The sequence below is a fragment of the Trinickia soli genome (genome assembly GCF_002879855.1).
GTDB classification, from domain to species: Bacteria; Pseudomonadota; Gammaproteobacteria; order Burkholderiales; family Burkholderiaceae; genus Trinickia; species Trinickia soli.
The window spans coordinates 1-9,735 of the sequence record NZ_PNYB01000047.1 but is presented as its reverse complement, the minus strand read 5'-3'; the positions used below and the strand labels follow the sequence as shown (position 1 = coordinate 9,735).

General features: G+C 61.4%; 10 protein-coding genes. 4 read left to right on the top strand and 6 right to left on the bottom strand.

Annotation, left to right across the window (positions count from 1 at the left end):
- Together C0Z19_RS27385 and C0Z19_RS27380 are read left to right on the top strand one after the other, a co-directional pair.
- Positions 1-548, top strand: a 548-nt coding sequence (locus C0Z19_RS27385) for a succinate dehydrogenase iron-sulfur subunit (RefSeq protein WP_102612713.1), incomplete at its 5' end; no start/stop codon positions are given.
- A 315-nt stretch (positions 549-863) separates the two neighbouring features.
- Positions 864-1,604 carry a sulfite exporter TauE/SafE family protein gene (locus C0Z19_RS27380; protein WP_102612968.1) on the top strand — a complete coding sequence of 247 codons (741 nt, stop codon included), beginning with the start codon at positions 864-866 and terminating at the stop codon, positions 1,602-1,604.
- Positions 1,605-1,722: 118 nt separating this feature from the next.
- On the opposite strand, the gene rbsD is transcribed toward C0Z19_RS27380, so the two are convergent.
- From rbsD to C0Z19_RS27350, 6 genes are all read right to left on the bottom strand, one after another.
- A complete protein-coding gene (rbsD, locus tag C0Z19_RS27375; RefSeq protein WP_102612967.1) occupies positions 1,723-2,121 on the bottom strand; it encodes a D-ribose pyranase in 399 nt (132 codons plus the stop codon).
- Positions 2,122-2,135: 14 nt separating this feature from the next.
- On the bottom strand, positions 2,136-3,092 hold the full coding sequence (rbsK, locus tag C0Z19_RS27370; RefSeq protein WP_102612966.1) for a ribokinase: 957 nt from the start codon (positions 3,090-3,092) through the stop codon (positions 2,136-2,138).
- Positions 3,093-3,121: 29 nt separating this feature from the next.
- Positions 3,122-4,126 carry a LacI family DNA-binding transcriptional regulator gene (locus C0Z19_RS27365; RefSeq protein WP_102612965.1) on the bottom strand — a complete coding sequence of 335 codons (1,005 nt, stop codon included), beginning with the start codon at positions 4,124-4,126 and terminating at the stop codon, positions 3,122-3,124.
- Positions 4,127-4,150: 24 nt separating this feature from the next.
- Positions 4,151-5,149 (bottom strand): ABC transporter permease, encoded by a 999-nt coding sequence (locus C0Z19_RS27360; protein WP_102612964.1) that lies wholly within the window; start codon positions 5,147-5,149, stop codon positions 4,151-4,153.
- Positions 5,146-6,720 carry a sugar ABC transporter ATP-binding protein gene (locus C0Z19_RS27355; protein ID WP_102612963.1) on the bottom strand — a complete coding sequence of 525 codons (1,575 nt, stop codon included), beginning with the start codon at positions 6,718-6,720 and terminating at the stop codon, positions 5,146-5,148. The genes C0Z19_RS27360 and C0Z19_RS27355 overlap by 4 nt, the downstream gene beginning before the upstream one ends.
- 78 nt (positions 6,721-6,798) lie before the next feature.
- Positions 6,799-7,758, bottom strand: a complete 960-nt coding sequence (locus C0Z19_RS27350) for a sugar ABC transporter substrate-binding protein (protein ID WP_102612962.1) — start codon at positions 7,756-7,758, stop codon at positions 6,799-6,801.
- A 716-nt stretch (positions 7,759-8,474) separates the two neighbouring features.
- Between C0Z19_RS27350 and C0Z19_RS27340 the strand changes: the two genes are divergently transcribed.
- On the top strand, positions 8,475-8,915 hold the full coding sequence (locus C0Z19_RS27340) for an RICIN domain-containing protein (RefSeq protein ID WP_102612960.1): 441 nt from the start codon (positions 8,475-8,477) through the stop codon (positions 8,913-8,915).
- A 33-nt stretch (positions 8,916-8,948) separates the two neighbouring features.
- A complete protein-coding gene (locus tag C0Z19_RS28125; protein ID WP_146012166.1) occupies positions 8,949-9,455 on the top strand; it encodes a hypothetical protein in 507 nt (168 codons plus the stop codon).
- Positions 9,456-9,735: the final 280 nt, after the last annotated feature.

Genomic DNA, 9,735 nt, shown 5'->3' with positions numbered 1-9,735 from the left:
GCTCGTGCCGCGAGGGCGTGTGCGGTTCGGATGCGATGAACATCAACGGCAAGAACGGTCTCGCCTGCCTGACGAACCTGAACGATCTGCCGCAAAAGATCGTGCTGCGTCCGCTGCCGGGCCTGCCCGTGGTGCGCGATCTGATTTGCGACTTCACGCAGTTCTTCAACCAGTATCACTCGATCAAGCCGTATCTGATCAACGATACGCCGCCGCCCGAAAAGGAGCGGCTGCAGTCGCCGCAAGAGCGCGACGAGCTCGATGGCCTTTACGAATGTATCCTGTGCGCGAGCTGCTCGACGTCGTGCCCGAGCTTCTGGTGGAATCCGGATAAGTTCGTCGGCCCGGCGGGGCTGTTGCAAGCCTATCGCTTCATCGCCGACAGCCGCGACCAGGCGACGGGCGAGCGCCTGGACAATCTTGAAGATCCCTACCGTCTGTTCCGTTGCCATACGATCATGAACTGCGTCGATGTGTGCCCGAAGGGCCTCAATCCGACGAAGGCGATCGGCAAGATCAAGGAACTGATGGTCCGCCGCGCGGTATAAACCCGATCGATAGCCGGCACATTGTTTCGGCGTGCCACGCTTGACGCGTCAAACCAGGGATGTCGCACGACGGACCACCTCGGCACTCCGTACAAAGGCCAGCCCTCGCTGGCCTTTGTACGCCCAACCGGACAATCGCCCGTTGTTCGTCGGCTACAACTTCGGCCCGAGCGGCATCGCGGATTGCCGGCAGGCGCCACTCGGCCTGTGCAGGCGTGGCAGGTGAATCCAGAGTGGCATCGCCCTGGCTCAACGTCTTAAAGCGCTCCATCAGGTAGGATCGGGCATTTCCCGTTCTTTACCTTTTCGCGCATGTTGCTCGCTCTTGTAGTGGCGGCCGGCCTTTGGGCCGGCCTGCAAAATGCCCTCGCCGGCGGCGGCTCGTTCGTCACGCTGCCCGCCTTGATCGTCTCGGGTATGACGCCGCTCGCCGCCAATATCACCTCCACCGTCGCACTCTTTCCCGGCCAGGTCATGTCAGGCTGGGCCGGGCGGCGCCTCGTCACCGGCGCGAGCCGGTTGCCGTTCTCTGTCCTCTTCGGGGTCAGCGTCGTGGGCGGCGCACTAGGGGGCGTCTTGCTGCTGGTGACGCCCTCCTCGGTGTTCACCCGTCTCGTTCCCTGGCTCGTGCTCTTTGCCACCACAGTCTTCGCCTGGGGTAGCTTCTTCCGTCGGGCAAAAGAAACGACCACGCATCTCCCACCCCTTGCCGCCGCATTCGTTCAGTTCCTGATCGCCATTTATGGCGGCTATTTCGGCGGCGGCATCGGCTTTCTGATGATGGCGGCACTGACGATGGCAGGGTTGTCCACACGCAATGCAAGCGCGACCAAGAACGCGCTGGCCGGTGTGATGAACGCCGCCGCGGTGGCGATCTTCGTCACGTCCTCCCTGCTTCACTGGCGCGAAGCGATCGCACTCGGTATCGGCGCCATCGTCGGCGGCTTGGCCGGTGTGTGGGCACTGCGCTGCGTAAACGAGCGCGTCCTGCGAATCGCCATCGTGTGCATCGGCGTTGCATTGACCATCGGGCTTTTTCTCAAACCGATCGGCTAATGGCTGCTGCCGCACAAGGGACAGGCGGGACGCCTGCCTGCATATCGTGTGCAACGCGAGCGCACGCGTCGTTGGCCCCCCGGACCCGACGCTCCTGACCTGGGTGCGCCTACGAATTTCAGAACGTCACGCCCGCCACGAGAATGAGATTCGCGTAAGGTGTGCACTCGCCCGTGCGCACCACGGCGCGCGCGTGATGTGACATCTGCTTGAGCGCCTCATGCGTCACCACTTGGCGTGACCCCATCCGGTCCACCCACTCACTCCCAAGCCAACCATCGTTGCGCGCGAGCGTCTCGTTCGCCACGACATGCGACTCGACCTGCATCTCGCTGAGCAAGACGCGGACAGTAGTGGCGAAATCCGGTACGCCGGGTGTGAGCGCGAGATCGATGATTTCCACCCGCGATCCGTGTGGCGCCGGCATCCCGGCATCGGCGATCAATACCATATCGCCGTGGCCCAACGTTGCAACGAGGCGCGAGAGCGCGCTATTGAGCAAACCTGTCTTCTTCATTTCGATGCGGCAACTTAGAGCGTAATTTCGTGCAGGTAGGGGATCGACGTTTGGGCGCCTGCACGCGTAACCGACAACGCAGCCGCAGCCTGACCGAAACGTACCGCCTCGTCCAGCGGGCGCTTCGCCGCGAGCGCCGCGCAAAAGCCGCCGACGAACGTATCGCCGGCCGCCGTCGTATCGATCGCCTCAACTTCGGCAGGCAGATAGTGCTTGCCGCCGTTCCCGGCACGATCGCCCTCGGTCAGCACCACCACGCCGCGCTTACCGAGTGTGATGATCACGTTGCGCGCGCCGTCCTGCTGCAACTTCTTGGCCGCTCGCTGCGCGCTCTCCGGCGATTCGACAGGCACACCCGAAAGCGCCGACGCCTCCAATTCGTTCGGAATCAGGAAGTCGGCGGATTCGAGCCAGCCACGCTCGAGCGGCCCGGTCACGGGCGCCGGATTGAGCACCACGATCCGCCCATGCTTGCGCGCCAGGTTCATGGCGGCGAGTACAGTCTGGTCGGGCACTTCCCGTTGGCAGACGAGCACATCGGCTTGTTCGATCCGCGACGCGTACACAGCCATTGCAGCGGGCGTCAGCGCCCCGTTGCTGCCCGCGACGATGACGATTGCATTTTGCCCGGCATCATCGACGACGATCATCGCCACGCCGGTCGGCAGCGTCGGATCCGTCGCCACACCGTTACAGTCGATGCCGTCGCGGCGCAAACCTGCGACGAGTTGCCTGCCGTTGTCGTCGTTGCCGACGCGCCCGATCATCGCGACCTGCGCGCCCAATCTTGCCGCCGCCACCGCTTGATTGCCGCCTTTGCCGCCCGGTACGTTGACGAACGATCGGCCGACAAGCGTCTCGCCCTCTTTCGGCAAACGCGGCGCGCGGATCACGAGATCCATGTTCAAGCTGCCGACCACCGTGACGCGGCCGGTTTGCTGCCCCGCTGCTGTTGTTTTCATGGATGTCATGCGTCGATAGGATTGGATTGACGTCCCGCTTATGCGGCCCAGGGCGCGCTGGATTCACGCACGAGCAAGCGCGGTTCGATCAGATGGGTGCGTGCGGGGCCGGTCACCGTGCCGTTGATCCGTTCGAGCAGCGTATTGGCGGCCGCATCGCCCAGACGCAATATCGCCTGCCCCACAGTCGACAATGCCGGGTACACGTATCGGCTCATTTCGACATCGTCGAATCCGACGATCGAACAATCGGCCGGAATGCGCAGCCCGCGTTCCGCAGCCGCGCGCAGCGCCCCGATCGCCATCATGTCGTTGCTCGCGAAAATGGCTGTCGGCGCTACGGTCTCGAACAGCTCGCGCGCCGCTGCGTAACCACCCGGGCAAGTAAAGTTGCCTTCCACAATCGCGCCCGGCAACACCTCCACACCGCGCTCCGCCATCGCGCGCCTGAAGCCGGCGACGCGAATGGCGCTCACGACGGTTTCGCGCTCACCGGCAATACAACCGATGCGCGTATGCCCGAGGTCGAGCAGATGCTGCGTCGCCAACATTGCGCCTGCCTCGTGATCGATCTGAACCAGATCCGCATCGAACCCCGCGACGGGGCGATCGACGATCACAACCGGCACGCGCACCGCCGCCAGATCGTCCGCAACGGACTCATCGTCGTCGACCGATGCGACGATCAACCCATCGATACGATTCTGATGCAGCGCGCGCAGGCACTCGCGCTGCGTCACGAGGTTGTTGTCGGAATTGCAGAGGAATACGCAATAGCCGCGACGCTTGAGCGAGCCTTCGATGCCGCGCGCGAACTCCGCGAAGTACGGGTTCGTGTTGTTCGGTACGACCAGCCCGATCGTCGACGTGGTTTTGGCCTTCAGCGAGCGCGCCGGCGCGGACGGCACGTAGTTCATCTCGGCAATCGCCGCCTGCACGCGCACGCGCTTTTCTTCGCTGACGGGGCGCGTGTTGTTCAGGACATGAGACACCGTCGTGTACGACACGCCTGCCCGCTTCGCTACGTCTCGGATCGTCCACATGATCTTGTTGCTTTTCGATTGACCTCAGGCCCGGCTCGCACCGCGGCGGCTGCGATAAGTATCAAGCACGACAGCGATGACGATGACCATGCCGGTGATGATCCGCTTGGTCGGCTCGTTCGCACCGATCTGCGCGAGCCCGGCCGCCAGCACCGAGATGATCAGCACGCCGAAGAACGTGCTGATGACCGATCCGCGCCCGCCCATGAGGCTCGTGCCGCCGATCACGACCGCAGCGATCACTTGCAGCTCGATACCCACGCCCGCGTTCGGATCTGCCGCTTCGAGGCGCGAAACCTGGAACAGCGAAGCCAGCCCGGCGAGCGCGCCCATCAATGCAAAGACGATCACCTTGTACGGACGCGGATCGATACCAGCCAATCGTACCGCAGTTTCGTTCGTCCCGATGCCGATGAGGCAGCGGCCGAACACGGTTCGCCGCAGCACCAGTTGCGCCACGATCATGACGGCCATCGCAATGAGAAACGCGGGAGAAATGCCGGCCGCGAACGGATTGGCCAGCCAATCGAACGTGCTGCCGATATAAGACGTGCGCGAATTCGTCAGTTGATAGGCCAGCCCACGCGCCATTTCGAGCACGCCGAGCGAGACGATGAACGACGGGATGCGCCATGCGACTGTCACCAGGCCCGTCAAGCTGCCGGCGAGCGCGGCCACTACGAGGCCCGCGAATGCCGCGGGAATCGCGCTCCACTGCCATTGCAACGCGACTACGCTGACGGCCGACGCCGAAAGCGCGAGGACGGAGCCGACCGACAGATCGATCCCCGCGATGATGAGCACGAACGTCATCCCGACCGACATGACGACGAGATCGGGAATCTGATTGGCGATCGTCACGAACGTTTCGTACGTGAAGAAATGCGAGCTGAGCGCCGAAAACAGCGCGATCATCGCCACCAGGGCGCCGACGAGGCCCAGGTAGCTCGTGAGCTCCACGCGCGCGCGGCCCTTGACTTCGGGCGCCGCGACGCCGGCGGGTGTATTGGAGGAAATCGTCATGATGCTTCTCTCGTCAAAAGTGCGTCACGCTTCGCATAGCCGGAAAATGCGGCGGCTAGCAAATCGTCCTGGGTCCATTCGTCGCGATCGAAAATTCGAACGAGCCGGCCTGCCGACATGACGCCGATGCGATCGCAAATGAGCATCAGCTCGCGCAGTTCGCTCGAGACGACGACCAGAGCTTTGCCTTTCCTCGCCTCTTCGCCGAGCAGGCCGTAAATCTCGAACTTCGCGCCGACATCGATCCCGCGCGTCGGCTCGTCGAACAGCAGGACGCCCGCATCGCGTTCAAGCCAGCGACCGATGACGACCTTCTGCTGATTGCCGCCCGAGAGCTCGCCCACCGGCTGCTGTTCGCCGGCGCAGCGTATACGCATGGCGTCGATATGCCGCTTGGCCAGCGCACGCTCCCGGCCGCCGTCGATCCAGCCGAAGCGCGAGAGCGCGCCGAAGTTGTTCAGTGCGAGGTTCGACGCGATGGACTGCGTGAGCATCAACCCTTCGCTCTTGCGGTCCTCGGTGATCAACGCAATGCCTTGCTTGACGGCATCGGCGGGCGAACCGATTCGCGCGGGCTGGGATGCCGTGCCGAGCGTAACTGCGCCGCTGTCCTTCGCGTCGGCACCGAAAATCGCGCGTAGCAGTTCCGTGCGTCCCGAGCCGATCAAGCCGCTGATGCCGAAGATCTCGCCGCTCTTCACCTCGAACGAGACATCCTGCACGGCGGCCCCGCGCGACAGTTTGTCGACACGCAGCATCGGTGCGCCGATCTTGCGCTCGCCGAGGTCGATCGTCTCGCCGATACCGCGGCCGACCATCTGCGTCACGAGCCGGTCCGTCGTGTATTCGGCAACGGGACCGACGCTGACCAGCTTGCCGTCGCGCAGTATGGCGATGCGATCCGAGATGCGCGCCAATTCTTCCAGCCGATGCGAAATGTAGACGATCGATACGCCTTCGCGCTTTAGCCGCTCCACCTGACCGAACAGCAAGTCGACTTCGCGTCCCGTCAACATGGCAGTGGGCTCATCGAGGATCAGCACCCGGCAATCGCCGATCAAGTTGCGGGCGATCTCGACGAGCTGCTGATGGCCGATCCCGAGTTCCGCGACGAGCGCATCTGGATCGAGCGCTTCGAGCCCGACGCGCGCCATGGCGGCACGCGCGTCTTCACGCAGGCGCTTGCGCGAGATCCAGCCGATTCCTTTCATGGCCGGCAGGCAGTTCAGGAACAGGTTCTCGGCGATCGAAAGCGTCGGCAGCAGGTTCAACTCCTGCATCACCATCCGCACGCCGAGCGCTTCCGCATCCCGGCGGCTCGTGGGCGCATAGGGCTGCCCGAGGTAGTGCATCGTGCCGCATGTCGGCGTAACGAGCCCGCTGATGATCTTCGACAACGTGCTCTTGCCCGCGCCGTTTTCGCCCGTGAGCGCGAGGACTTCGCCCGCGTTCAGCGTCAGATCGATGCCCGCGAGGATCGGCACCGCATAGGTCTTGCCCACGCCGCTGACCGTGAGCACCGGATTGCGCGGCGGCGCGTGGCGTGTGCCGTCCGTTGAAACTGCTGTCATGCCCCCTCCTTCGCAAGCGCGAGTCGGGCGAAGCTCGTCCGCGCTTCGCCCGACCATGCGTAGAACGTATTGACGTCCTTACTTCTTCACGATCAGTTCGACCGGCGTTTCGACGAGGCTCGACAGCTCGCTTTGCTTCTTGTGTTCGCGAATAGCCTTCAATGCAGTATCGATACCGAACACGGCCTGCTTGGCGGCGAACTGATCGACGGTGGCCAACACGCGACCGTCGGCCAACATCGGCTTCACTGCGGCGATATTGTCGTAACCGACCACCATCACCTTGCCTTGCTTGCCGGCCGCGCGAATGGCGGCGACGGCGCCGAGCGCCATGTTGTCATTGCCGCACAGGAGCGCCTTCAGGTTCGGATAGGCGTTGAGCATGGCCGACGCCACCGCGTTGCCCTTGTCGATTTCCCAATCGCCCGATTGCACCGAGACGACCTTCGCACCGGCCTTGGCCATCGCGTCCTTGAAGCCGGCCGTGCGCTGCTGAGCGTTCGTCGTCGTGGAGACTCCCTCGACGATGCCGACTTCGTCGCCTTTGCTCAGTTTCGCGGCCAGATAATCGCCCGCCAGGCGCGCGCCTTTTCGGTTGTCCGGGCCGACGAACGGCACCGTCAATCCCTTCGATTTCAATACATCGGGATCGAGGCGATTGTCGATGTTCACGACGATGATGCCCGCGTCGATCGCTTTCTTGATCACCGGCACCATCGCTTTCGAATCGGCCGGCGCAATGACGATCGCATCGACCTTCGAGACAATCATCTGATCGACGATACGGATTTGCGCGGCCGTATCGGTTTCATCCTTGATGCCGTTCGACACGAGATCGAAATCGGCAGCGTGTTGCTTCTGATAGGCCTTGGCGCCGTCTTCCATCGTGAGGAAGAACTCGTTCGCCAGGGACTTCATCACCAAGGCAACCTTGGGTTTATGGGCGGCGTCTTGCGCGTGCGCGCCCATCGGTAACATGACGGCGGCGGCCAACCCGATGCATGCAGTCAGCACGCGACGACGGACGGGGGTCTTCATGGGATGTCTCCTGAGAATCGTTCGATATGGTTGTTGTCGCGGCGACCAGCTCCGCTGCGGGATGATGTTCACAACCGGTTGCGCAACAAACTTCAGGCATCTCACAGGCAAATACTGCGCGCAACCGGTTGCGGATCGCAATATTCGAGGAGCCGTTCTCTAAAGTCAACCTCGCGATGTTGTGCAGTGCGCCATGGCGCGGAGGGTTTGTCTGCCGAGCCGTACGTATCGCGGGCGGTGGATAGAACTCGCGCTTGAGCCACTCGTCGAGACGTATCTTCATCGTCGGCCTTGCGAGAGTTGGTTGCTCGGCAACTTACCGCGACGATGGCGTGAGGGATGGCCGGCGTCGGAGGGCCCACGGCACTAACCTGTCGCGGCACATCGCCACATCAATGCATCCTTGCGCTCGTTCAAGAATCGCAACGCCGGATCTAGCCGGCAAAGTTCAGTCGGCCGACTGAGGGAGACACGATGGAATTTGCCCGGTCACTGTCGCTGGCGCCGACAACCGGATACTTCACCTGGAAAGTCCCATCATTTGGTTCTTTCACCGCAAAAAACCAGATAGATTATGCGAAACGATTAAACCCTATCAAAGATGATAGGTACGGATTCCGAGCACCGCATCTAACATGAGTTCACCGAATTAATACATATTCGGTGACACCTGTAAAACGGGGTCCAACTTATACGCAATTAAATAGGATATTTAAATGGCGATCTTCACGCTCGAATATAAGCAAGACACGCGCTATGCTATGGGCGTTACGGACCAAATCACCGGGGGTAGCGTCGTCCTCAAAGAAAAGAAAACGACGCCGGGCCGTTTCCTGCTATGGGACCTCGACTTCGACACGGGCGCGATCAAACTCGTAGCGAGCAACAACACGCTCGCAATCGACACGCAAGGACAGCGAATCTCGGCGGAAACGCCTGCAGTTCTCAACGCGTACGACCGCAATGCCGCAAGCCAGAAGTGGGACTTCATCTCGAAGCCCAACTTCATCTTGAGCGTCTCCAACCCATCCCTGTGCCTCGATAACAAAGGCCGGTCGATCACTGACGGCAACACCGTTTGGCTCTACCCGTTCAACGGCTCGCTCGCCCAAGAATGGGCTCTCGTGCCGCTGAGCAACTTCAAGCTCGCCGACTGACTCACTAGCCCGACGCTTCCTCTGGCTTGAGAAATGATTTCACGCGGCGCTCTTTCAAGAGTCGCCGCGCATTTCACATTGAATACTAAAAAAGGCATCAAGGAGCAAGAAGATAGGTACTTACATATTGAATGCGGTCAAAACAGGAATTTTGTAATGGCCGTCGCAGATACAGTGGCAGGCAGCCAAGTCATTATCAGAAGCAAGAACAGACTGGCGGCCCGCTACGCTTTTTGGGACATCAATTTTGAGACCGGCAGGATATCGCTTTCATCTACCGGCGACACACTATCACTCGGCGCAAACAGAATCGCCCCCGAATCATTGGTAAATCTCAAACCAACTGCTGAATCGATACGATGGAGTTTCACCGAGAACCCCGGAAATATCGTCGTCGCTTCCGATCCTCCTTTGTGTCTCGCCTACAAGAACGGCATGGTAGTTGAAGGAAATCCCGTGTGGCTATATCGGGTCAACAACGCGGGTAACAGCAGCCCGTGGAAGATTGTCTCGGTAAATCAGCTCGAGTCGTTTGAATAGAACGACAATTCAATCTTGCTCGTATGCCTCAAAGCTCGCGCGCGGCAGCTCCTCAACGCGTCGCGCACTCTTCGTAGTGAAGCGGCACGAAAGATCAGATAGTGGATTTTGAGCCCGCCTTACGTTTAGATGCCCCGCCATTAACATGGCATAAGCCTTGTCCAATGGCAAAGGAGTCTGGGCGGGGTGGCGTGATTCCAACGGCAAAGGAGTCTGAGCGGGAAGTTTTTAGGGGTCGATCATTGCGGGATGGTGATCGACATGAATACGACAAGGCTGG

Excerpts from the sequence above, each read along its gene's own strand:
- rbsD (WP_102612967.1), bottom strand. The coding sequence starts at position 2,121 with ATGAAGAAGACAGGTTTGCTCAATAGCGCGCTCTCGCGCCTCGTTGCA.
- rbsK (WP_102612966.1), bottom strand. The coding sequence starts at position 3,092 with ATGACATCCATGAAAACAACAGCAGCGGGGCAGCAAACCGGCCGCGTC.
- C0Z19_RS27365 (WP_102612965.1), bottom strand. The coding sequence starts at position 4,126 with ATGTGGACGATCCGAGACGTAGCGAAGCGGGCAGGCGTGTCGTACACG.
- C0Z19_RS27360 (WP_102612964.1), bottom strand. The coding sequence starts at position 5,149 with ATGACGATTTCCTCCAATACACCCGCCGGCGTCGCGGCGCCCGAAGTC.
- C0Z19_RS27355 (WP_102612963.1), bottom strand. The coding sequence starts at position 6,720 with ATGACAGCAGTTTCAACGGACGGCACACGCCACGCGCCGCCGCGCAAT.
- C0Z19_RS27350 (WP_102612962.1), bottom strand. The coding sequence starts at position 7,758 with ATGAAGACCCCCGTCCGTCGTCGCGTGCTGACTGCATGCATCGGGTTG.
- C0Z19_RS27340 (WP_102612960.1), top strand. The coding sequence starts at position 8,475 with ATGGCGATCTTCACGCTCGAATATAAGCAAGACACGCGCTATGCTATG.
- C0Z19_RS28125 (WP_146012166.1), top strand. The coding sequence starts at position 8,949 with ATGATTTCACGCGGCGCTCTTTCAAGAGTCGCCGCGCATTTCACATTG.